At 51.6% G+C, this 22,878-nt stretch carries 19 protein-coding genes; 13 read left to right on the top strand and 6 right to left on the bottom strand.

All coding sequences use genetic code 11. From position 1 onward, the window contains the following. Positions 1–70: 70 nt before the first annotated feature. The 6 genes from bioA (at position 71) to AACH44_RS07850 (ending at position 6,737) form a co-directional block, all read left to right on the top strand. Positions 71–1,375, top strand: coding sequence for an adenosylmethionine--8-amino-7-oxononanoate transaminase (bioA, locus tag AACH44_RS07875; protein ID WP_261848541.1), 1,305 nt, complete (start codon positions 71–73; stop codon positions 1,373–1,375). A gap of 277 nt (positions 1,376–1,652) precedes the next feature. Beyond that, entirely contained in the window at positions 1,653–2,447 is a 795-nt protein-coding gene (locus AACH44_RS07870; RefSeq protein WP_261848540.1) for a GH12 family glycosyl hydrolase domain-containing protein, read from the top strand. Positions 2,448–2,668: 221 nt separating this feature from the next. Then, a complete protein-coding gene (locus AACH44_RS07865) occupies positions 2,669–3,073 on the top strand; it encodes a CidA/LrgA family protein (protein WP_261848539.1) in 405 nt (134 codons plus the stop codon). Continuing rightward, on the top strand, positions 3,073–3,768 hold the full coding sequence (locus AACH44_RS07860; RefSeq protein WP_261848538.1) for a CidB/LrgB family autolysis modulator: 696 nt from the start codon (positions 3,073–3,075) through the stop codon (positions 3,766–3,768). Before AACH44_RS07865 ends, AACH44_RS07860 begins: the two co-directional genes overlap by 1 nt. 172 nt (positions 3,769–3,940) lie before the next feature. Then, positions 3,941–4,831 carry a cytidine deaminase gene (gene cdd / locus AACH44_RS07855; protein WP_261848537.1) on the top strand — a complete coding sequence of 297 codons (891 nt, stop codon included), beginning with the start codon at positions 3,941–3,943 and terminating at the stop codon, positions 4,829–4,831. A 208-nt stretch (positions 4,832–5,039) separates the two neighbouring features. Beyond that, positions 5,040–6,737: an NAD-dependent malic enzyme gene (locus AACH44_RS07850; protein ID WP_261848536.1), complete on the top strand. Its 1,698-nt coding sequence runs from the start codon at positions 5,040–5,042 to the stop codon at positions 6,735–6,737. A 54-nt stretch (positions 6,738–6,791) separates the two neighbouring features. Here the strand turns inward: AACH44_RS07850 and gsiD are convergent, their stop codons facing one another. The 4 genes from gsiD to AACH44_RS07830 form a co-directional block, all read right to left on the bottom strand. After that, a complete protein-coding gene (gene gsiD / locus AACH44_RS07845; protein WP_261848535.1) occupies positions 6,792–7,697 on the bottom strand; it encodes a glutathione ABC transporter permease GsiD in 906 nt (301 codons plus the stop codon). A 9-nt stretch (positions 7,698–7,706) separates the two neighbouring features. Continuing rightward, positions 7,707–8,627 carry a glutathione ABC transporter permease GsiC gene (gene gsiC, locus AACH44_RS07840; protein ID WP_261848534.1) on the bottom strand — a complete coding sequence of 307 codons (921 nt, stop codon included), beginning with the start codon at positions 8,625–8,627 and terminating at the stop codon, positions 7,707–7,709. A gap of 109 nt (positions 8,628–8,736) precedes the next feature. Next, the gene (gene gsiB / locus AACH44_RS07835; protein WP_261848533.1) at positions 8,737–10,281 is read right to left on the bottom strand and encodes a glutathione ABC transporter substrate-binding protein GsiB; all 1,545 of its coding nucleotides are present in this window, start codon (positions 10,279–10,281) and stop codon (positions 8,737–8,739) included. Positions 10,282–10,306: 25 nt separating this feature from the next. After that, positions 10,307–12,211 carry a dipeptide ABC transporter ATP-binding protein gene (locus tag AACH44_RS07830; RefSeq protein ID WP_261848532.1) on the bottom strand — a complete coding sequence of 635 codons (1,905 nt, stop codon included), beginning with the start codon at positions 12,209–12,211 and terminating at the stop codon, positions 10,307–10,309. A gap of 474 nt (positions 12,212–12,685) precedes the next feature. Here AACH44_RS07830 and moeA point away from each other — a divergent pair, with 474 nt between their 5' ends. The 4 genes from moeA to AACH44_RS07810 all read left to right on the top strand — a co-directional run bounded on the left by moeA (position 12,686) and on the right by AACH44_RS07810 (position 17,166). Next, the gene (gene moeA, locus AACH44_RS07825; protein WP_338659548.1) at positions 12,686–13,921 is read left to right on the top strand and encodes a molybdopterin molybdotransferase MoeA; all 1,236 of its coding nucleotides are present in this window, start codon (positions 12,686–12,688) and stop codon (positions 13,919–13,921) included. A 2-nt stretch (positions 13,922–13,923) separates the two neighbouring features. Continuing rightward, on the top strand, positions 13,924–14,676 hold the full coding sequence (gene moeB, locus AACH44_RS07820) for a molybdopterin-synthase adenylyltransferase MoeB (RefSeq protein WP_261848530.1): 753 nt from the start codon (positions 13,924–13,926) through the stop codon (positions 14,674–14,676). Positions 14,677–14,782: 106 nt separating this feature from the next. Next, the gene (locus AACH44_RS07815) at positions 14,783–15,382 is read left to right on the top strand and encodes a nitroreductase family protein (RefSeq protein ID WP_261848529.1); all 600 of its coding nucleotides are present in this window, start codon (positions 14,783–14,785) and stop codon (positions 15,380–15,382) included. A gap of 311 nt (positions 15,383–15,693) precedes the next feature. Beyond that, the gene (locus tag AACH44_RS07810) at positions 15,694–17,166 is read left to right on the top strand and encodes a sensor domain-containing diguanylate cyclase (RefSeq protein ID WP_261848528.1); all 1,473 of its coding nucleotides are present in this window, start codon (positions 15,694–15,696) and stop codon (positions 17,164–17,166) included. A 93-nt stretch (positions 17,167–17,259) separates the two neighbouring features. Here the strand turns inward: AACH44_RS07810 and AACH44_RS07805 are convergent, their stop codons facing one another. Further along, entirely contained in the window at positions 17,260–17,994 is a 735-nt protein-coding gene (locus AACH44_RS07805; RefSeq protein ID WP_261848527.1) for a GntR family transcriptional regulator, read from the bottom strand. 226 nt (positions 17,995–18,220) lie between these two features. Here AACH44_RS07805 and AACH44_RS07800 point away from each other — a divergent pair, with 226 nt between their 5' ends. Continuing rightward, positions 18,221–19,570: a class-II fumarase/aspartase family protein gene (locus tag AACH44_RS07800; RefSeq protein WP_261848526.1), complete on the top strand. Its 1,350-nt coding sequence runs from the start codon at positions 18,221–18,223 to the stop codon at positions 19,568–19,570. 146 nt (positions 19,571–19,716) lie between these two features. After that, positions 19,717–21,138: an anion permease gene (locus tag AACH44_RS07795; protein WP_261848525.1), complete on the top strand. Its 1,422-nt coding sequence runs from the start codon at positions 19,717–19,719 to the stop codon at positions 21,136–21,138. Positions 21,139–21,225: 87 nt separating this feature from the next. On the opposite strand, the gene AACH44_RS07790 is transcribed toward AACH44_RS07795, so the two are convergent. Beyond that, on the bottom strand, positions 21,226–21,393 hold the full coding sequence (locus AACH44_RS07790; protein WP_010280855.1) for a YqaE/Pmp3 family membrane protein: 168 nt from the start codon (positions 21,391–21,393) through the stop codon (positions 21,226–21,228). 484 nt (positions 21,394–21,877) lie between these two features. Here AACH44_RS07790 and AACH44_RS07785 point away from each other — a divergent pair, with 484 nt between their 5' ends. Then, complete coding sequence (locus AACH44_RS07785) at positions 21,878–22,861, top strand: hypothetical protein (protein WP_261848524.1); 984 nt, start codon at positions 21,878–21,880, stop codon at positions 22,859–22,861. Positions 22,862–22,878: the final 17 nt, after the last annotated feature.

Raw genomic sequence — 22,878 nt, 5'->3', positions numbered from 1 at the left:
TTCGTCAGTGTAAATTAACCCGATACACTGTCAACCAAATAGAATCCATTTTGGTTGACGAAAGATCATCATGAGCCCGGAAGACATTGCTTTTGACCAGCGCCACATTTGGCATCCCTACACCTCAATGACCGAACCGCTGCCCTGCTATCCAGTGATAGCGGCCAGCGGCGTCGCGCTTCATCTGGATGACGGACGTCGCCTGATTGACGGTATGTCATCGTGGTGGGCCGCGATTCACGGTTACAACCATCCGGTCATCAACCAAGCGGTACAGGCTCAGCTCAGCCAGATGTCGCATGTGATGTTTGGCGGGATCACCCATCCGGCGGCGGTGACGTTGTGTCGTCAACTGGTGGACATCACACCGGATGTGTTGGAGTGTGTTTTTCTGGCGGACTCCGGCTCGGTGGCCGTCGAAGTGGCGATGAAAATGGCACTACAGTATTGGCAAGCACGCGGTGAAACCCGCCAGCGCTTCCTTACCCTGCGTCATGGCTATCACGGTGATACCTTCGGTGCGATGTCCGTGTGCGATCCACAGAACTCGATGCACAGTCTGTATCAGGGCTATCTGCCTGCTCACCTGTTTGTCGATGCGCCGCCCTGTGCTGCTATCAACAAAGGCGGTTTTGCCGACGAGTGGCAGGAAGCCGATATCGCGCCGCTACAAGCGATGCTGTCGGCGCACGCTCATGAGATCGCCGCCGTCATTCTAGAGCCCATCGTGCAGGGCGCAGGCGGAATGCGTTTTTACCATCCGGCCTACCTGCGTCGGGTACGGGAATTGTGCGATCAATCGGGGATCTTGCTAATTGCCGATGAAATCGCGACCGGATTTGGCCGCACCGGCAAGCTGTTTGCCTGCGAGCATGCAGGCATTTCACCGGATATTATGTGTCTGGGAAAAGCGCTGACTGGCGGCTATATGACGCTCTCCGCCACCCTGACCACCCGGATGGTGGCCGAAACCATCAGCAATGGTGCCGCAGGCTGTTTTATGCATGGCCCTACCTTTATGGGCAACCCGCTGGCCTGCGCGGCAGCCAATGCCAGTTTGTCGCTGTTGGCGGAGAACCGCTGGCAGCAACAAGTGCAAAATATTGAGCGACAGTTGCGAGAAGTGCTGCAACCCTGCGCGGATTCTCCGCTGGTGGCGAACATTCGCGTGCTGGGTGCTATCGGCGTGGTGGAAACACAGCGTCCGGTCAATATGTCACGGCTACAGCGTTTCTTTGTCGAGCGCGGCGTCTGGATTCGACCGTTTGGTCGACTCATTTATCTGATGCCGCCGTTTATCATTCAGCCTGATGAATTGCGTAAGCTGACCGACGCCGTCTGTGCGGCCATCCGTGATGAACAGTTATTTGACTAACCGGTAAACCAAGGCGCACGCACTCGTGCGCCGCAAAACAGGTCCTCTATTTTCATCTCAAATGATAACCATTCATTACCGCTCTTATAATTATGCACACGAATAAGTTTTTCATTTTATTCATGATTAACGTATTGAATTACTCTGACAGCAATGAAATAAATATAAAATGTTAAGCACACCACAGTTTATATTCAACCAACCGTAGACACCTGATGAATACGTGTTAGATTTTAACGTTAAACACCTCAAGCATATATTTAAAAGGAGATTTATTATGCTTACAGTAAATAAGAAACCGCACCCTATCTTCCACACATTATTTCCCGTATTATTTTCTGCCTTGTTACTCTCTCCATTCACCGCTTCTGCGGTTAGCTCCTCCAAAGACGCAGACAAACTCTATTTTGAGAATAATAAATATTATGTATTCAATAACGTCTGGGGAAAAGATGAAGTAAAAGGATGGCAGCAAACGGTTTTCTATAATAGCCCAACCAGCATGGGGTGGAACTGGCATTGGCCAAGTAGCTCCTCCAGCGTTAAAGCTTACCCATCGCTGGTGAGCGGTTGGCACTGGACGGCGGGCTATACGGAAAATAGTGGCTTGCCGATAAAATTATCCAGTAAGAAAAGTATTACCAGTAACGTCACCTATTCCATCAAATCCACTGGCACTTACAACGCCGCTTATGACATTTGGTTCCACACCACCGATAAAGCCAGTTGGGATTCTCCCCCTACCGATGAATTAATGATCTGGCTAAATAACACTAATGCAGGGCCGGCGGGTGATTATATTGAAACAGTTTTCCTCGGTGGCAGCAGTTGGAACGTATTCAAAGGCTGGATCAACGCCGGTGATGGCAAAGGGTGGAATGTCTTTTCCTTTGTTCGTACCTCCAATACCAACAGCGCATCGCTCAATATTCGCCATTTCACCAACTATCTAGTGGGAACCAAGAAATGGATGAGCAATACAAAATATATCAGCAGCGTTGAGTTTGGCACCGAGATCTTTGGCGGTGATGGGCAGATTAACATCACCAAGTGGAGCGTAGACGTAAAATAACACGCTTGCCGTCTCGCTCCTTTCCGGTTCAACGTCGACGCCCACGCTGGCGCGGGGTTGAGCCGATTCTCTCTCATCGGCTTCCCGATTCATTTCACCCCGGATAGATGTCGTTCATCCTTTAGGTAGGTTCGCCTTCCCTTCCCAACAAAATTCGTGAGCTGTGGCACATAAATTCCATTAGCGTTATGATAATCCTCTCTGCTAATCAGGAATTTCCCATGCGTAATACGTTCATCGTGTGCTGGCAGTATTTACGCGCTTTCGCATTGATTTATCTCTGCCTGCTGGCAGGCAATGCGGTATCCGCGTTACTTCCGTTCACTATCCCCGGTAGTATCATCGGTATGCTGGTCTTGTTCACCCTTCTTGCCTCGCAAATCCTGCCCGCGCAGTGGGTAAAACCCGGCTGCCATCTGCTTATTCGTCACATGGCGCTGCTGTTCGTCCCCATCGGCGTTGGCGTGATGAATTATTACGATCTGGTCAGCCAGCAGTTTGGTCCCATCGTGGTTTCCTGCCTGATCAGTACCTTTATTGTGATGTTGGTTGTCGGTTTCAGTACCCAGATAATGCAGCGTGAACGAGCCATAGCTGGCGATCGCACGCCGCCGAAGGATAAATAATGTTCAGCTATTTGTGGTGGTCGCTGCCCCTCACTCTGATGGTTTTTTTCGCCGCACGTAAACTGGCTGTACTAACCAGAATTTCGCTGTTGAACCCGCTGCTGGTGTCGATGGCGATTATTATTCCGCTGCTGCTGGTATTGAAGATCCCCTACGAGCACTATTTTCAGGGCAGCAAAGTCCTTAACGACCTGCTGCAACCGGCGGTGGTCGCGCTGGCGTTTCCGCTTTATGAGCAGTTGCATCAAATTCGCGCGCGCTGGAAATCAATCATCAGCGTGTGCTTCGTCGGTAGCCTGACGGCGATTATCTCCGGTACGCTGGTGGCGCTGTGGATGGGCGCATCGCCAGAAATCGCCGCCTCGGTGCTGCCTAAATCCGTCACCACGCCGATTGCGATGGCCGTCGCCAGCTCGATTGGCGGGATTCCGGCTATCAGCGCCGTCTGCGTGATTTTCGTCGGTATTCTCGGCGCAGTCTTAGGCCACACCCTGTTCAACCGCGTCGGTATCAAAACCAAAGCCGCGCGTGGGCTGTCGATGGGCACCGCTTCGCACGCACTCGGCACGGCGCGCTGCGCCGAAGTCGATTATCAGGAAGGCGCATTTAGTTCGCTGGCGCTGGTCATCTGCGGGATCATCACGTCGCTGATTGCGCCGTTAATCTTCCCTCTACTCTTGCATGTTGCTGGCTGAATCTCGCGGGGATGGTGCGTAGCTCGCATCATCCCGCTATAAAATTGAGATACATCTCGCATTTAAGGATTAAGTTGCATTCATTTCATTCAATAAAGGGATTTTGATCACAATTTATTGCTACTCTGCTTTCTAACATAACGTCATTGACGGGTAAAAAGAGTAAGCCGATATGCATCCACGATTCGAAAATGCCTTCCAGCAATTACCTGCCAACCTGCAAGCCGCGATCGGTCCCTTGATCGATAAACCAGATTTCGCCGCCATGCTCACCGCAGACGACGTGAATGCCGTCTGCAAAGCCAGCCAGTTAGACACCGACGCGTTGGCCTTTGCGCTATTGCCTCTGGCTGCTGCCTGCGCACAAGCGCCTATCTCAAATTTTCAGGTCGGTGCAATTGCGCAAGGGCTCAGCGGAAATTTCTACTTTGGCGCGAACATGGAGTTCACCGCCGTCCAGCTTCAACAAACGGTTCATGCAGAGCAAAGTGCTATCAGCCATGCCTGGCTGCGCAATGAACGTGGATTGCGAGCCGTGACCGTGAACTACACACCATGCGGCCACTGCCGCCAGTTCATGAATGAATTGCGCAATGCGGCATCACTGCGTATTCAACTGCCGGGTCGCCAGCCTGCGGGGCTTAGCCACTATCTGCCCGATGCCTTTGGCCCCATCGATCTGAACATCGATACCCTCCTGATGGATGATATCCACCACGGCGCAACGTTGCAGAGTATGAATGCGCTGGCGCGTCATGCACTGGATGCCGCTAACCGTAGCCATGCACCTTACAGCAAAGCGATCAGCGGCATTGCGCTGGAAACCACGAGTGGCAACCTCTATACCGGTCGCTATGCAGAAAATGCGGCGTTCAATCCCAGTCTGCCGCCCTTACAAACCGCGTTAAATCTGATGAACCTGGCAGGCGACGATGCTTGCACCATTACACATGCCGCAGTCGTTGAATGCCGTAATGCCACTGTCAGCCACTGGGCGATCTCACAAATCATGCTAGCCGAACTGGGTTGCACCGACGTTGAGCACCACTTTATTGAGGAATAGGGTTGCGATAAGCGCAAAAATTCAGCGAAGGAAGGATCAAAAACGAGAGGTGAATCGATAAAGCCTGTATTTTGACTAATATGCAAGCCATCTGTAACTATTTTAATTAACATTCCCTGTACATATTTTCTGGGTAATCTAAGATCCACAGCAGTTTTTCATCGACAACACCTGAGTTTCTTTTCTGTTATCCGAAGAGTAAAAAGTCATGGAATTAGAATACGAAAGCAAACGTCCTCTCTACATCCCCTATGCTGGTCCGATCTTGCTCGAATTTCCCCTGCTGAATAAAGGCAGCGCGTTTACTGAAGAAGAACGTGCTGATTTTAACCTTGCAGGCCTGCTGCCAGAAGCCGTTGAAACCATCGAAGAACAGGCAGAACGGGCCTGGCGCCAGTATCAGGAATTCAAACACGATATTGAAAAACACGTTTACCTGCGCAACATTCAGGATACCAACGAGACGCTGTTTTACCGTCTGCTAGACGGTCACCTCAGTGAGATGATGCCTATCATCTACACCCCAACCGTTGGCGAAGCCTGTGAACACTTCTCCGATATCTATCGCCGTGCTCGCGGTCTGTTTATCTCCTACCCTAACCGCGCACATATCGACGATATGCTGCAAAATGCCACTAAGCAGAACGTGAAAGTCATCGTTGTGACCGACGGTGAACGTATTCTCGGTCTGGGCGATCAGGGTATCGGCGGTATGGGTATTCCTATCGGTAAGCTGTCGCTGTACACCGCCTGTGGCGGTATCAGCCCGGCCTACACCCTGCCGGTGGTTCTGGATGTGGGCACCAATAACCCACAGCGTCTGAACGATCCGCTGTATATGGGCTGGCGTCATCCACGTATCACCGACGACGAATACTATGCCTTCGTTGATGAGTTCATTCAGGCTGTGAAACGCCGCTGGCCGAACGTGCTGTTGCAGTTTGAAGACTTCGCACAGAAAAACGCCACACCGCTGCTGAACCGCTATCGTGATGAGATCTGTAGCTTTAACGATGATATTCAGGGCACCGCCGCCGTCGCTATCGGCAGCTTGATTGCCGCCAGCCGCGCGGCAGGTACGCAGCTGCGCGATCAGACTGTCACCTTTCTGGGCGCAGGCTCCGCAGGCTGTGGTATCGCAGAGCAAATCATCGCGCAGATGAAATCCGAAGGGCTGAGCGAAGAAGAAGCTCGCGCACGCGTCTTCATGGTTGACCGTTTCGGTCTGCTAACGGACAAACTGCCAAACCTGCTCGCTTTCCAGAGTAAGTTAGTACAGAAAAGTGAACTGCTGGCTGATTGGGATTGCAACAGCGACGCGATTTCATTGCTGGAAGTGGTACGCAATGCCAAGCCAACCATCTTGATCGGCGTATCCGGCCAGCCGGGTCTGTTCACGGAAGAAATCATCCGTGAAATGTATAAGCACTGCGCTCGCCCTATCGTGATGCCGCTGTCTAACCCGACATCTCGCGTGGAAGCGCGTCCAGAAGATATCATTCGCTGGACGGATGGCTCTGCGCTAGTCGCGACGGGTAGCCCGTTCTCTCCGGTTAATTATCAGGATAAAGTCTTCCCTATCGCACAGTGCAACAACTCCTACATTTTCCCGGGTATCGGATTAGGTGTACTGGCGTCGGGTGCCAAGCGTATCAGTGACGGTATGTTGATGGCCGCCAGCCGCGCGTTGGCTGACTGCTCACCGTTGGCGAATAATGGTGAAGGCGCTCTGCTGCCGGATCTGTCTGATATCCAGTTGGTGTCCAAGCGTATCGCACTGGACGTAGGTAAAGCCGCACAGCTACAAGGTGTGGCCGTCGTAACGTCTGCTGATGCATTGCAGAAAGCGATTGACCATAACTTCTGGCAACCACAGTACCGCAGCTACAAACGTACCTCGTTCTAAGCGCTGACGGTTTTACTGCTGAAAAGCGCGGCATCGTTGTCGCGCTTTTTTTAGTTAGCTTTTCAATTTCGGGTCGAGCGCATCGCGCAGGCCATCGCCCAATAAATTAAACGCCAAAACCGTCAGAAAGATCGCCAGACTAGGGAAAATCGCAACATGTGGTGCAATCACCATATCTGACCGCGCCTCATTCAGCATCGCCCCCCACTCCGGCATCGGCGGCTGGGCACCAAGCCCCAGAAATGACAGGCTGGCCGCCGTGATGATCGACATCCCGATCCGCATCGAGAAAAACACCACGATGGAAGACACCGAACCGGGTAGAATATGCCGAAAGAGGATCGTCCCGTCGCTGGCACCAATACTGCGAGCAGATTCGATATAGGTAAGCTGTTTCAGCACTAGCGTATTCCCTCGCACCAGACGGGCGAACGCCGGAATGCTGAAAATCGCCACGGCAACCACCACATTCGCCATGCCGCTGCCCATAATCGCAACCACAGCAATCGCCAGCAGAATACCGGGGAAGGCAAACAGTACATCGGATAGACGCATGATGATTCTGTCCGCCCACCCTTCGTAGTAGCCCGCCAGCAACCCCAGCGTCGTGCCGATAATCATCCCCACCAGCACAGAGAGAATGCCCGCGGCCAGCGAAATGCGCGTCCCCATCAGGATTCGGCTGAAAATATCACGTCCTAATGAATCAACGCCCAACCAATGTGCCGCAGAGGGGCCTTCGTTCAGGCGTTCATAATCGAAATAGTTTTCGGCATCATAGGGCACCAGATACGGTGCCAGAAACGCGATCAAAATCAGCAACAGTACAAACAGACCTGCGGCAACCGCGACGCGTTGCTGAAGAAAACGCCGCCAGAATTCACGCCACGGCGTGCGCACCGGCTTATCCCTAATGACAGGGAGCGTCGCCAGCATAGCTTTACGTCGCCAGTGTCTCATTCCCTTTCCTTATTGATAACGAATGGCTGGATTAATCGCGGCATACAGCATGTCAACCAGCAGATTGATCAGAATAAACTCCAGCGAAAACAGCAGTACCTCGGCCTGAATCACCGGATAGTCGCGCATCTCCACCGCATCCACCAGCAGCCGCCCTAATCCCGGCCAGTTGAAAACTTTTTCCACGACAATGGATCCACCGAGCAAAAAGCCAAATTGCAGCCCCATCATAGTGACGACCGGAATCAATGCATTGCGCAGTCCGTGTTTCACCACCACCAGCGATTCACGCACGCCTTTTGCCCGTGCCGTGCGCATGTAATCTTCCTGCAAAACATCAACAAATGATGCACGGGTGAAACGCGCCATCACCGCGGCTACTGCTGCGCCCAGCGTTAGCGAGGGTAAAATATAGTGCAGCCAGGTATCCGCCCCCACCGTCGGCAGCCAGCCTAATTCGACGGAAAAAATCTGCATCAACAGCATGCCGAGTGCAAACGCGGGGAAAGAGAGGCCGGATACCGCTAGCGTCATGCCGATTCTATCCGGCCAGCCGTTACGCCACACAGCGGAGACGATGCCGATCGCCATGCCAAATATCACCGCCCACGCCATGCTGCACACCGTCAGCCAAAAGGTCGGCATAAAACGCATGGCGATCTCTTCCGTGACGGGGCGTTTCGATACGATCGACGTTCCCAGATCCCCTTGCAGGATACGGGTGAAGAAGTGCCAGAACTGGTGCGGCAGCGGTTTATCCAATCCCAAATCCTGCCGTACCATCTCGATAACGACGGCATCCGCTTCCCGCCCCGCGGCCAAACGCGCCGGATCGCCGGGTAACAGATGAACGAACAGGAACACCAGCACCATCACAATCAGGAGCGTGGGGATCAGCCCGAGTAGCCGTTTAATAAAATAATTCAGCATGAGCGGTTTTCCACAGACATGCGTCAGGCTCTCCTATAAGTAGACGAGTATTAACCACTGCGGGCAGCCTCATGGCCACCCGACTCTCTGGTCATATTTTCGTACTGGATTATTCCGTCAGATCGGCATCATCAAAACTAAACAAGGTATCCGGCATCACATAGAATCCGGTCAGCCTCTTGCTATTAGCCGACACCAAACGCTCTGTCGCCAGGAAAATCCACGGCGCATCCGCCCAGATTTTGTCCTGTGCATCCTTGTACAGTTTCTGTTTTTCTGCTCGATCCGTCGTTTTCAGCGCATTAGCCAGATCCGCATCAACCTGCGGGTTACTGTAAAAGGCCGTGTTGAATTGCGCCGGTGGCCAGGAAGCGGAGGCAAACAGCGGCGACAGCGCCCAGTCGGCTTCGCCCGTCGAGGCCGACCACCCCGTGTAGAACAAGCGAACACCCGTTTCCTTAACACCCTTACCTTCGACTTCAGCGGCACGCTGCCCCGCATCCATCGCGGTCACCTGCACTTTCACGCCAACCTGTGCCAGCTGTTGCTGCGTGAACTGCAAGACTTTCTGCGCCGTACTGTGGTTATGTGACGACCATAGCGTGGTGGTAAAACCGTCCGGGTAGCCTGCTTCTTTCAGCAACTCACGCGCTTTGGCGGGATCGTAAGGCCACGGATGATATTTTACCGAATAATCGATACTGTTTGGCAGTGGCCCTTCGGCTGGCGTCGCGTAGCCGGAGAACGCCACTTTAATCAGCGCCTCTTTGTTAATTGCGTAGTTCAGCGCCTGTCGTACTTTCGGGTTATCAAACGGTTTCTGCGTGACATTCATGCTGATGTAGCGATGCAGGATCGACGGTGACGCCACCAGCGCCAGCTTGTCATTTTTCTCCAACACCTTGGCTTGCTCGAACGGTATCGGGTAAGCAAACTGCGCTTCACCCGTTTGCAGCAGTGCAGCACGCGTGTTGTTATCCACGACCGGACGCCAGGTAATGCTGTCCAGCTTAGGCAACCCGGCTTTCCAATAGCCGCTGAATTTCTCAACTTTGACAAAATCAGTCTGATTCCAGGCCACAAAGCGATATGGGCCGGTGCCAACTGGGTGAAAACCGATCTCCTTACCGTACTGGTTTAATGCCGCCGGAGAGATCATTACCGCCGCCGGGTGTGCCAGATTATTTACGAAGGCTGAGAACGGCGTCTTCAGCGTAATTTTCACCGTCAGATCGTCCACCGCCTCGGTTTTGTCGATCATTTTGAACAGGTTATATCGCTTCAGACGATTGTCTGGGTTACTGGCGCGATCCAGATTCACTTTGACCGCAGCGGCATTAAATGCCGATCCATCGTGAAATTTAACGCCAGGGTGCAGCTTGACGGTATACGTCAGGCCATCCGGGCTGACGTCATAGCTGTCCGCCAGTACATTCACTAGCTTCATCTCTTTATCGAAGCCAAATAGCCCCTGATAAAATGACTTCGCCACCGTCTGCGATAGCGAATCGTTGGCATCATACGGGTCCAGGCTGGTAAACGTGGAACCCACGGCGATAACCGCATCTTTAGCTGCCCAGACGGGTGAGGCGGCCATCGCTGCGGTTACCCCTGCGGCCAGGAACCAGTGTCGCTTTATCGTCATTACGCTCATGCTACGTTCTCCTTATGAATCCCTGTTAATAAGCACCGGCTATCGGATGGTGCGCAACAAAGTGTCGCTCACCGACCTGAACCAAAGGCGCCGTGATCGGTTCATCACCCATCATTCGGATCGGGCTGGGTATTTCATCAACCAACAATACCTGCTCACGCTGGCGGCGTGAGGAGGGATCGGCAATCGGCACTGCCGACATCAGTTTGCGGGTATAAGGATGTCGAGGGCGTTCAAATACGTCTTGCCGTGGGCCGATCTCGACAATTTGCCCCATGTACATCACCGCGACGCGATGGCTAATGCGTTCAACCACCGCCATATCATGTGAAATAAACAAAAATGCGATGCCAAACTCACGTTGCAGTTCCAGCATCAGGTTGATAATTTGCGCCTGAATCGACACGTCCAGCGCAGATACGGCCTCATCCGCAATTACCACTTTAGGATTCAGTGCCAACGCTCTGGCAATACAAACACGCTGACGCTGACCGCCGGAAAATTCATGCGGATAGCGTCGGGCGTGTTCCGGCTCCAGCCCCACACGCGACAAGAGCCATTCAACGCGCTTTTCTGCCTCCTGCCGACGGCAAATGTTGTGTACCAGCAACGGTTCCATAATCGAGAACCCGACGGTTAGACGAGGATCCAGGGACGCATAAGGGTCTTGAAAAATCAGTTGAATATCACGCCGCAAACGCTGCAATGCGGCACCTTGCAACTGATGAATGCGCTGGCCATTAAAGGTAATATCGCCCTTCTGGCTTTCGACCAGTTGAAGCAACGCACGGCCGGTCGTGGACTTGCCGCAGCCCGATTCGCCAACCAGCGAAAGTGTTTCGCCCGGCCAGAGATCGAAGCTGACGTTTTCCACCGCATGTACCTGGCGCGTCACGCGGTTTAATAACCCACTGCGAATGGGAAAACGCGTCACCAGATGGCTCACTTGTAAGATCGGCTCCGCATGCGCCAGCACCGTGTCCTGTGGCACGTTGTCTGTGATAGGCATCGCGCGTTGATCCAGTAGCGGAAATTTTGCCGGAAAGGGTTGCCCGCGCATTGATCCTAATGCCGGTACTGCCGCCAACAGTCCCTGCGTATACGGGTGCTGCGGCGCGGTAAAAATCTGCCCTACGCTTCCCGCCTCAACGCTTTCTCCACGGTGCATCACCAATACGCGCTCAGCCACTTCCGCCACCACCCCCATGTCGTGGGTGATAAAAATCACGGCCATGTCCATTTCACGCTGTAGCACACGGATAAGTTGCAGAATTTGCGCCTGAATAGTGACATCCAGCGCGGTCGTCGGTTCATCGGCAATCAGCAGCGATGGCTTACAGGAGAGCGCCATCGCAATCATGACCCGCTGACGCATGCCGCCAGAGAGTTGGTGAGGATAGCGATCCAGCACATTACGCGCTTCCGGGATTCTGACCAGATCCAGCATGCGCACGGTTTCTGCTCGCGCAGCCTGCCGGTTCATGCCCTGATGCAAACGAATCGACTCGGCTATCTGTTCGCCGACCGGGAAGACGGGATTGAGCGACGTCATCGGTTCCTGAAAAATCATCGCTAAATCCGCACCGCGTAACGTCCGCATCACCCGCTGACGAGCACCGCGAAGATCCAGCACCTGCCCATCGCGGCGGCGAAAGAGCATATCTCCCTGATGAATCACGCCACCCGCGTGTTCAACCAAACGCATCAGCGCCAGAGACGTTACCGATTTACCCGAGCCCGACTCCCCGACGATAGCCAGCGTTTCACCACGATCAACAGAAAACGTCAGGTTGCGTACCGCGTCCATCCGCTGCCCCTGCTGTTCGAAATAGACACTCAGATTGCGTACTTCCACCACCCGTTTTTCAGGCAAAACCAGCCCCGGAACAGAGGAAGACAGCGAGGCATAATGATCCTGTGTGAGCGACATGAACGGCGAACCTCCCTATAAATGCGGCTGGAATCAGCGCAACGCGGTCAGGAACAAATTATCAGCGGTTTTCGACTATATTTAGCGCAAGGTATGATGTAAAGCGGAAACTGAAATCAAGACAATGAAAAATTTCTTTTTATAACATTAAGTTAATTGTCATAACGCGACTTAATAAAGCACGATATCTCCCGCAGATGCACTCACTTTTGCCCGAAATGGTTCGAGTTGAAGAGAAAAACATCTGTGTTGAACCCTGCCAATGCAGCCTAGCGTCTAACGGGGATTCACAGGCCAAAAGCCGGATTCCTTGACTTGCATACATTCACCCACGTTACGAACTCTGACATAATTAATACTGGCATAGGAAACGGGTTTTCGCTCATGAATAGCATGTTGGCGGAACATGCAGTGCTAATCAAACAAGCCATAGGCATGAAACAAACTGTATTGATGAAAAACGGTGGAGTAAAGATGGAAAGCGTTAACGCAGGTTTACTGACTCTTGAACAAGCTCTGGAAAACATGTTTTCTCAGGTTCCTTCCCTTACCGAAACAGAGCGCGTATCCCTGTTCGACGCCGCAGGACGGATCACCGCCCATGCCATTACTTCCCCGATTAACGTCCCGCCTTTTGCTAATTCCGCGATGGATGGCTATGCCGTCCGTTGCGCCGATTTGTCAATTACCACACCGCTGCCGCTGGCAGGAAAAGCCTTCGCTGGCGCGCCCTTCACCAGCGAATGGCCTGCTGGAACCTGTATTCGCATCATGACGGGTGCGCCAATCCCCGCTGGAACTGATGCGGTGATCATGCAGGAACAGGCTGACGTGAGTGAAGGCGGCATCCGGTTCTCCCATGAGGTTAAACCCGGTCAGAATATTCGTCTGGCAGGAGAAGATATTCAGGCAGGAGCCAACGTGCTGCCTGCGGGCTGCAAACTGGGCGTGGCAGAACTGCCGCTGCTGGCATCACTGGGGATTGCGCAGATTGACGTGGTGCGCCGCCTGAAAGTCGCCGTGTTTTCAACCGGTGATGAACTGCAACCCGTCGGCAAACCGCTGGAAGACGGCCAGACTTATGACACCAACCGTTTCGCTGTTCGGTTGATGCTGGAACAGCTAGGCTGCGAGGTGCACGATTTGGGGATTATCCGCGACGATCCGACAGCCCTGCGCGCCGCATTCCATGAGGCAGATCAGCGTGCCGACCTGGTGATTAGCAGCGGCGGCGTTTCCGTTGGCGAAGCCGATTACACCAAGCAAATGCTGGATGAACTGGGCGATATCCATTTCTGGAAGCTGGCTATCAAACCCGGTAAACCCTTCGCCTTCGGCAAGTTACAGCACGCCTGGTTCTGCGGCCTGCCGGGGAATCCGGTATCCGCAGCCCTGACATTCTATCAGTTGGTTCAGCCACTGTTAGCTCGCCTGTCTGGCTATACACAGTGGCACCAGCCACCGCGAGTGCGCGTCAAAACCATCAGCCCACTGAAAAAGACGCCGGGGCGTACCGATTTCCAGCGCGGTATTTTCAGCCGCAACGCGCAGGGTGAACTGGAGGTGAAAACCACCGGGCATCAGGGGTCACACGTTTTTAGCTCGTTCAGCCTAGGAAACTGCTTCATCGTACTGGAGCAGGATCGCGGTCACGTCGCCGCAGGTGAATGGGTCGAGATCGAGCCCTTCAACGCCCTGCTGGGACACTGAGTATGTTGCCGGAACTGAGCGATAAAGAAATGCTGCGCTACAATCGACAGATTGTCCTGCGCGGCTTTGATTTTGACGGGCAGGAAAAGCTCAAGGCTTCACGCCTGTTGATTGTCGGACTGGGCGGACTGGGCTGTGCCGCCGCGCAGTATCTGGCGGCGGCGGGTGTCGGCCACTTGACGCTGCTGGATTTTGATACCGTTTCTCTGTCTAACCTGCAACGTCAGGTTCTGCACCGCGATGCCCGTATCGGAATGGCGAAGGTTGAATCGGCGCGTCTGACGTTATCCGATATGAACCCGCACCTTTCACTGGATGCCGTTGATGGCGATCTCGATGATGAGGCATTGAGCGAGCTGGTCAGCAAACACGATGCCGTGCTGGACTGTACTGACAATGTCACCATCCGCGATCGCCTAAACCGTATTGGCTTTCAGCTCAAAAAACCGCTGATCTCCGGGGCGGCGATTCGAATGGAAGGCCAAATCAGCGTCTTTACCTATCAGCCTGATGAACCTTGCTACCATTGCCTCAGCCGCCTGTTCGGTGCCAATGCGCTAACCTGTGTCGAAGCGGGTGTGATGTCGCCGCTGGTGGGCACGATCGGGAGCTTGCAGGCGATGGAAGCCATTAAACTGCTAACGGGCTATGGCAAGCTGACGACGGGACGTTTGTTGATGTTCGACGCGATGACGCTGCAATTTCGTGAAATCACGCTGCCGAAAAATCCACGCTGTGACGTCTGCGGCAGCTAACGCGGAGCAGGAAAAGATACCTATCCGGCACGATAACCCATTGAACACAGGAAAGATCAGTGACACAGTATTAAGGTAAGTCATCACGTAAACTGAGGAACACACCATGAGTAATGCTTTTTTGCAGTCAATCAAGGCCCGTCGTTCAATCTATGCCATCGGCAATAAGTTACCGATATCAGAAGATCAGGTTACCGCGCTCATTACCGAAGCCGTTAATGAAAGCCCCTCCTCTTTTAATTCACAAAGCTCACGCGTTGTGATTCTGTTCGGCGAGCAGCATCACAAACTGTGGGATATTGTTAAACAGCAACTGAAGAAAATTGTACCTGCGGATGCTTTCGCCCCAACAGAAAGCAAACTGGCCTCCTTTGCCGCTGGCGCGGGAACGGTCCTGTTCTTTGAAGACACCGCCGTGATTGAAGCGCTACAGGAAAAATTCGCGCTCTATGCCGATAATTTCCCAGTTTGGTCAGAGCACTCAACGGGGATCGCCCAGTTTGCCGTGTGGTCCACGCTGGCACAGGAAAAAATTGGCGCTTCACTCCAGCACTACAACCCGTTGATCGACAATGACGTCAAAGCACAGTGGAATCTACCAGCCAGTTGGAAGCTGCGTGCTCAAATGCCATTCGGTTCCGTTGAACAACCCGCCGGTGAGAAAACCTATATCGCCTTTGAAGAACGTTTCCGCGTATTTAAGTAATCCGCTGAATCATTGTTTATAAACAAACAGGATGCCGCATGGTGCCCTGTTTGTTTACGAATATTGAAAACGCGAAAGGGATAAGCAAGCCGACAGGAGGGCGTTCACAACACCTGAATACAAAACATTGCGTTCCAGCAATCTGCTCTAATACTTCCATCATGTAACCACTATACTGAACGCTATGCGTCAGCGATTCACTCGTCCAATTGTGCTATACCGCCATTCCAGTAAAATGTTGCACCACAATTTTTAGGTGAAAACAGCGGTTTATTCACCTACCTCATAAATGGTTCTCTGGGGAGATTATTTTGCAGACTGGATTCATTAATCATGCACGCTGGCTGGATAAAACACGCGCAATCATCATACTCGGCTCCATGCTACTCGCCGCTTTTCTTGTTATCAGTTGGACTAGTTATGAAGTGGCGAAGGAATCACTGGAAGAAGAAATCGAAGAAAATACCCTGCCGCTAACCAGTGATAACGTCTATTCGGAAATCCAACAAGATTTGCTCAAACCTATCTTTATTTCGTCGCTGATGGCACACGATACCTTTTTACGCGACTGGGTGCTGAAGGATGAAAACGATCCGCAGGCCATGTTTCGCTACCTGCGAGAAATCGATCGTCGCTTCGATACCGTATTTTCGTTCTTCATTTCGGATAAAACCAAGCGTTACTACGATCAGCAGCGCATCCTGAAAACCGTCTCAGAGAATACGCCAGATGATCAATGGTATTTCCAACACCGAACGCTATCGGACGAGATGCCTTATGCCATCGATATCGCGTTCGATCCAGAGAATCGCACACGCCTTGATATTCTGATTAATCACAAAGTCGTGGACTATGACGGCAATTTTATCGGTATTACCGGCGTCGGTATTCCCGTTGACCGCGTTAAACACCTCCTTGAAAAATATGAGCAGCGCTATAACCGTACAATCTATTTCATTGATAAGGAAGGCAACATTACCTTACATGGAGAAACTTATCACCGTCCGCTCAAGATTCAGCAGCAGCTGGGGCTAGGCAATATTGCTACCACGATCCTAACCGCCCCCGGCGGCGCTTATGAATATCAATCAGACGGGGAACGTATTTTCCTTAACACCCGACTAATCCCTGAATTCGGTTGGTATTTGATGGTAGAACAGACCAGCCACCCCAGTGAAAAACGACTGTTCGCCACGCTGCTGAAAAACCTGGGTATCAGTACGTTCGTTAGCGTCCTTTTCTTATTTCTGCTATGGCTGACTATTGGTGGATATCAACGCCGTCTGGAACAAATGGCAACAACAGATAAATTAACAGGCCTCATGAACCGTCAGGCATTTGACTATTTATTCCGCCGCCTTGGTACGAAAAATGCCTTACAGCACAAATCGCTTTCCATTCTTCTCATTGATATTGACCATTTCAAGAAAATCAATGACAAGTACGGTCACAACGTTGGGGATCTGGTTTTACAAGAAATTTCCGCACGCTTGTCGGCCAATACCCGCTCCAGCGATCAGCCCTGCCGTTGGGGAGGTGAAGAGTTCGTCATTCTACTCGACGATTGCGACATCAACGCCGCACAACAACGCGCCGAGGCACTACGCCAGAATATAGAAATAACGCCCCTTTCCTACCGTGAAGGGGCTATTCAGGTGACGGTCAGCTGCGGTGTCGCGGAATATCGGGCTGGCGAGACGCTCAATATGCTGATTAACCGCGCCGATATCGCGCTTTATCAGGCCAAACAGCAAGGGCGTAATCAGGTAGTACGCGCACAATAGCGACAAGGAAAAAAGATCGTGCCTGCATGCATGATGCAGGCATATGTAGATGGGAAACCAGCTGGCTTCAATGAGATATCAACCAGACTACGTTCAGTTTCCCGTTTGGCGTTTTAGTGTAATAGAGCAGGTATATCGGTCTGCCGGATGGATCGACACCGTGGTTTCAAAGACGTTTCCCGAGCGATCAAGATAATGGCGGATGATTTTTAATGCCGGATAACCGACATCAACGCCCAGCGTTTTCGCTATTTTGGCCGGAACACCAACGGCAGAAATGGTCTGACGCACCTCTTCACCCTGCACGCCATAGTGCTTTTCAATCAAATCACTAATCAACGCAAACGGATCGCTGCGTACCAGACTTTTAACCTTGGCATAATCCGGGCTAACGTAGCTATCGGTCCAGCAGATTGGCGCGTCCTTTTTCTCGCTGTCTTCACGAATGCTGGCAATATGCAGCCAGCGATCGCCCGGCTTACCACCGATAATTTGTGCCAGTTCAACGTCCGCCACGATTTCATCAATCTTCTTCACGACGCGCAGATTGGTTTTTGCCAGCACGAACAGATCCTCAAGGCTAGCCAGAGGATGGTTGCGTTCACGTTTTTCATCATTATCGACAACAACGGAACCCACGCCCTTGCGTCGGGATAGCAACCCCGCTTCGGTTAGATCACGCAACGCCTCCCTGACGGTATGCCGACTAACCTGATACTGCTCACAAAGCTCCAGCTCGGAGGGGATCAACGACCCTGCCGGATACTGGCCTAGCGTAATACTTTGGCTGAGTTCACGGGCAATGCGCTTATACAAAGGTTCTTTCATCGGCTCACGCTCTTAATCAATATTGATGCCCTGCATCACAAAATAACATTTCAGTGCTCCCCTAACTTGTCCGTACATGTTGTCATAAGCACAACATGTACGGACATTTAAACCTGTCCGTATATTTAACCTTTCAGGCCATATCGATTATCAAGGGAAACACGCTTCATTTTATTGCGGATATGGCCTGCATCTTATCACTAATACACTCGCTTCAGGAGGCGTTATGGCTTCGAATGTGCTTGATTCAGTTCTATTCCGTGATTCATTTGGTACCCCAGAAATGCGGGCGATCTTCGATGACCGGGAACTCATCCGTAAGTATGTAGAAGTAGAGATTGCACTCGCCAATGCACAAGCACGTTGTGGTGTGATCCCAGAAGAGGCGGCCGCAGAAATCACCGCCAGCTGTAACGCTGACACGCTCGATTTTGAGCTGCTGCGCCACGAAACAGAAATTGTGGGCTACCCCATCCTGCCTCTGGTGCACCAAATTTCCAAACAGGCTGGCCAATCTGGTGGTTATGTCCACTGGGGCGCAACAACACAGGACATTATGGATACAGCCGTGGTGCTGCAAATCCGTGATGCCTTCGCGTTAATTGAAGCAGATATCGACGCACTGCGTTCTATTTTGGCCGGACTGGCCGTGCGTTACCGTAATACGCCAATGGCTGGGCGTACCCATTTACAACAGGCGCTACCGATTACATTCGGCTACAAAGCCGCCATCTGGCTGGACATGTTCGACCGCCATGCCGAGCGCCTTGCGCAGTTGCGCCCACGCGTGCTGGTGGGCGAATTCGCAGGCGCTGCGGGGACATTGGCCTCATTAGGCGATAAAGGGCTTGCGGTACAAAAAGCGCTGATGGCCGAGCTTGGCCTGGGCGTTCCCACGTCAACCTGGCATGTCGCTCGTGATGGATTTGCCGAAGCCGTCAACCTGCTGGCAGTGATTACAGGTTCGTTAGGGAAAATTGGCTATGACGTCATGCTGATGGCCTCCAACGAGTTCGGCGAGTTGTATGAACCGTTTGTTAAAGGCCGTGGAGCCAGCAGCACCATGCCGCAAAAGCGTAACCCCATTTCCAGCGAACTGATGCTGGCCTGTTCCAAAGGCGTTCGCCAACAGGCAGGGTTAATGTTGGATGCGATGGTGCAGGATCTGGAACGCGCCACAGGCCCGTGGCATGCGGAGTGGATCGCCATTCCGGAAAGTTTCATTCTTTCTGCCGGCGCACTTCATCAAGCCAAGTTCATGCTAAACGGCCTGATTGTTGATGAGAAAATGATGCTGAAAAACCTCAATATGACAAACGGCCTGATTGTGGCTGAAGCCGTGATGATGGGGCTGGCACCGTATATTGGTCGTCAGGAAGCGCATGACATCGTCTACGATGCCTGTCGCATCGTTAATGAGAAAGGCGGCACGCTGGCCGATGTTCTTAATGCCATGCCCAGCGTCGCCAGCCGACTCGCGCCTAAATTAATCGAAGATCTGACCAACCCCGTCAATTATTTGGGCAGTGCCCCTGAAATGGTTGACCAGGTAGTCAATAAAACGGAAAGAAAATAGTCATCATCGGTAATTATCCGATATCGCCCTAATTAACAAACTGAGATCGATACGTCCCAGACGCAAGATAATAACGCGTCTGGGCAGGATCTCTGTTGCCGGGAAAGATGGCGGATAACCATTACTTGCACGATTAAGGAGACATTATGTCATCCGAATCCTCCACCAAGAAAAAAATAGTCGCGGTTATTATTCCTCTCCTGCTGGGTCTGATTATCTGGTTTTCTCCGGTTCCTGATGGTCTTACGCCGCAGGCATGGCATATGTTCGCGATTTTTGCCGCCACCATCGCAGCGATATTGACGCAGCCCCTGCCATCGGGCGCAATTATGCTGCTTGTTCTTTGCATCACCATTTTCACGGGAACCTTAACCGAAGCCAAAGCATTAGCGGGTTTTTCCAGCGGCACCGTCTGGCTCATATTTTGTGCTTATATCCTTTCTCTGGGCTTTGTGACATCTGGATTGGGAAAACGCATCGCCTACAAAATGCTGTCACTATTCGGTGGGAGCAGCTTGGGGATCGCCTATTCACTGGGCGTTTCCGACCTCATCATGGCGCCCGCCATGCCTTCCGTCACGGCGCGTTCAGGGGGAATTATCTTTCCTATCGCGCGTTCGATTAATGAAGTCTTAGGCTCAACACCCGGCATCAGCGGTAAAAAGATCGGAGACTTTCTGATCATGGTCTGCTTTCAGTTTACGCCGATCACGGGTGCCATCTTCCTCACGGGCATGGCCGCCAACCCGCTCGTTGGCAGCCTGGCAAAAACGTCACTAGGCGTCGATATCACCTGGGGCGGCTGGTTTATTGCGGCTGTCGTGCCAGCAATGTGCTGTTTCTGTCTAATGCCGTTACTGGTTTATAAAATACTGAACCCAGAGTTGAAAAAAACGCCAGAAGCCAAGGAGATGGGACGCCGCTCGCTAGCGGAATTAGGCAACATGAAACCGGCAGAGAAAAAAGTGGCCTTTGGCTTCGTGCTCGCGCTGCTTGGCTGGGGAACCAGCCTGATCACGGGTTTCTCTGCCACGTCCGTCGGGTTGGCATTAGTAGCCTACCTGTTTGTTACGCAGGCCGTACAGTGGAAAGAGGTCCTCAACGATCGCGCAGCCTGGGATACCGTCATCTGGTTTAGCGTCATTATCAGCCTCGCCGCCGGATTGTCTGACCTTGGTTTCATTGAGTGGATGACCGTTAAGCTAGGTGCTTCCATACAGGGTTTCGGCGCAATGGAAACCTTCGTTATTCTCGGCATTCTCTATATCTATGTGCATTATCTGTTTGCTACCGCCTCTGGTCACGTCGCCGCACTCTATGCGCCCTTCGCTGCCACCGCCATAGCCGCGGGCGCGCCACCCATGATGGTCGCCATCTGTTTTGGGATTTTTAGCAATCTGATGTGGGGAAATACCGAATACGGCGGTGGCCCCGGCCCTATTTACTTTGCTCAGGGATATTTTGAACGCCACCGTTTCTATAAAATCAATTTCTGCATCGTCACATTTAACGTCGCCCTGATTTTTATCGTCGGCTTAGTGTGGTGGAAACTGATTGGCTATTATTGATCCACTGCCTTATACATCCGTAAAAATAACGGGGGGCAACTTGCCTCCCGTTATTTCGTCATGACCGTTATTCAGCTTTTTCAGCCATTAAATTCCATCATCTTTTGTCTGCACCCAAAATGCATGCACCAAACCGGGAAAATAACCTAATAGCGTCAGAATAATATTCAGAATAAACGCCCCACCAATCCCTTTCCCCAATAACACGCCTAACGGTGGCAGAAGAATAGTCAGAACAATGCGCCAAAATCCCATATCAACCTCCGTACGTGATAATTACTTATAAAAATAGTTCAGCGTTCACGATTTGTCAGCATTCGTCGGAATAATTGAGACTAATCTCCGCAGAGAAAGGGCGTGTTTCACGCAAGCTATCGCTCCCAAAACCGCACCGTAATCCATCAGAGCCAGGCTACGGTGCGGTTTATCCATGACAACGTAATCAGAAGGTCACATTTACCTTCGCCTAGGAATACGCCAGACTGGCGTCCGTTTTCCAGCTATCCATTAATTAGAAGAGGATCGAAGGGTATCGCACTCGCCGCCGAATTGTTACATTTGGCTGAAAATTGCGCGAAGCCGTTCAAACAGTAATGTCGCATTCTGTAATCTGCTTTCCACAACCCCTGATCACCCATATATGTGCGTCTGAAATTGGGCAAATGGATGAATAATTGGCTTTTAAATTTACTCTTCGGGTAACATCTTCCTGTTTATAGGTTATTGAAAAGGAATTAAAATGAATCGGTTAACCGCATTCTCAGTTGGGTTGATGCTCTCTTCCTCCGCTTTCGCCCTCTCCTCACCACAAGAAATGTTCAAAAGCATAGACTGGATTCCCGATAGCACGGTTCAGGTAGGGAAAAGCATTAATGTGCTTTACCGTATAGCAATGTATACGGGCGAAGTGAACGAATTATGGCTCAATGTAGACTGCGCGACGGATAAAAAGACGCTGCTATTCTCTACCATTAAAGCGGCTACCCGATCTGATATTCGAGTCTATGGCGCAAACTCAATTCTCCGTTATATTCCTGGCGTCCCTTTTGAGCCCGATGAAGACAGTCTGCTCAAGACAAAGCCCGTATTGAATGTGTGCCAGCAAACGATTTCAGCCCCAACATGGACTGCGCTCCCCCTTAGAAATAACCTGAAAGAACAATATTTTATTGACGTGAGTAAGAGTAAACGCGAAGGCGAAATACTTAAAATACGTTTGGCAACCGATTATTCCTTAACCTATAAAGATAAAAAATATGCCGCGCCATATTCTATAAAGATTCAAGACCTGATTCTGGATTGTAAAAACCATCAAGGTAAAGAGGTCAGTCGTTATTCCATAGATAACCAAGGGAATATTACAGACCACACGACTACGGCCGAGATTAAATTCACTCCCTTCGATCAAGAAAAGGCTGAGGTATCCAAAAAACTTTGCGCCATTCGCGATATCCATCAACTTAAAAGCCCTGAAACCTTAATACTTCGCGATAAAAAACCAGCCGATGACCAACTAATTTTACCTAATTTTGAACAGAACGATCCTTCGTACCTGAAAAGTTTCCCCCTTATCAAAGAAGTCGCTAATGTAGTTGAGGAAGCGTTAGCCAACACGCCCAAACGCCCTGCTTTCCAGCAGTTGATTTATAGCCAGGAATCACCTAATGAAAAAGAAATGAATATGAGTCGAGTAACAAACGCAGCCAACGCACATGCAACTTGAAGTATGACGGGTATACT

It is taken from the genome of Pectobacterium araliae (assembly GCF_037076465.1).
GTDB lineage: Bacteria > Pseudomonadota > Gammaproteobacteria > Enterobacterales > Enterobacteriaceae > Pectobacterium > Pectobacterium araliae.
The sequence above is the reverse complement of the archived record's forward strand: the minus strand, read 5'-3'. Positions and strand labels throughout refer to the sequence as shown.

What these genes read in the sequence shown, in the direction of transcription:
- bioA (WP_261848541.1), top strand. Translation starts at nt 71, where the DNA reads ATGAGCCCGGAAGACATTGCTTTTGACCAGCGCCACATTTGGCATCCC.
- AACH44_RS07870 (WP_261848540.1), top strand. Translation starts at nt 1,653, where the DNA reads ATGCTTACAGTAAATAAGAAACCGCACCCTATCTTCCACACATTATTT.
- AACH44_RS07865 (WP_261848539.1), top strand. Translation starts at nt 2,669, where the DNA reads ATGCGTAATACGTTCATCGTGTGCTGGCAGTATTTACGCGCTTTCGCA.
- AACH44_RS07860 (WP_261848538.1), top strand. Translation starts at nt 3,073, where the DNA reads ATGTTCAGCTATTTGTGGTGGTCGCTGCCCCTCACTCTGATGGTTTTT.
- cdd (WP_261848537.1), top strand. Translation starts at nt 3,941, where the DNA reads ATGCATCCACGATTCGAAAATGCCTTCCAGCAATTACCTGCCAACCTG.
- AACH44_RS07850 (WP_261848536.1), top strand. Translation starts at nt 5,040, where the DNA reads ATGGAATTAGAATACGAAAGCAAACGTCCTCTCTACATCCCCTATGCT.
- gsiD (WP_261848535.1), bottom strand. Translation starts at nt 7,697, where the DNA reads ATGAGACACTGGCGACGTAAAGCTATGCTGGCGACGCTCCCTGTCATT.
- gsiC (WP_261848534.1), bottom strand. Translation starts at nt 8,627, where the DNA reads ATGCTGAATTATTTTATTAAACGGCTACTCGGGCTGATCCCCACGCTC.
- gsiB (WP_261848533.1), bottom strand. Translation starts at nt 10,281, where the DNA reads ATGAGCGTAATGACGATAAAGCGACACTGGTTCCTGGCCGCAGGGGTA.
- AACH44_RS07830 (WP_261848532.1), bottom strand. Translation starts at nt 12,211, where the DNA reads ATGTCGCTCACACAGGATCATTATGCCTCGCTGTCTTCCTCTGTTCCG.
- moeA (WP_338659548.1), top strand. Translation starts at nt 12,686, where the DNA reads ATGGAAAGCGTTAACGCAGGTTTACTGACTCTTGAACAAGCTCTGGAA.
- moeB (WP_261848530.1), top strand. Translation starts at nt 13,924, where the DNA reads ATGTTGCCGGAACTGAGCGATAAAGAAATGCTGCGCTACAATCGACAG.
- AACH44_RS07815 (WP_261848529.1), top strand. Translation starts at nt 14,783, where the DNA reads ATGAGTAATGCTTTTTTGCAGTCAATCAAGGCCCGTCGTTCAATCTAT.
- AACH44_RS07805 (WP_261848527.1), bottom strand. Translation starts at nt 17,994, where the DNA reads ATGAAAGAACCTTTGTATAAGCGCATTGCCCGTGAACTCAGCCAAAGT.
- AACH44_RS07800 (WP_261848526.1), top strand. Translation starts at nt 18,221, where the DNA reads ATGGCTTCGAATGTGCTTGATTCAGTTCTATTCCGTGATTCATTTGGT.
- AACH44_RS07795 (WP_261848525.1), top strand. Translation starts at nt 19,717, where the DNA reads ATGTCATCCGAATCCTCCACCAAGAAAAAAATAGTCGCGGTTATTATT.
- AACH44_RS07790 (WP_010280855.1), bottom strand. Translation starts at nt 21,393, where the DNA reads ATGGGATTTTGGCGCATTGTTCTGACTATTCTTCTGCCACCGTTAGGC.
- AACH44_RS07785 (WP_261848524.1), top strand. Translation starts at nt 21,878, where the DNA reads ATGAATCGGTTAACCGCATTCTCAGTTGGGTTGATGCTCTCTTCCTCC.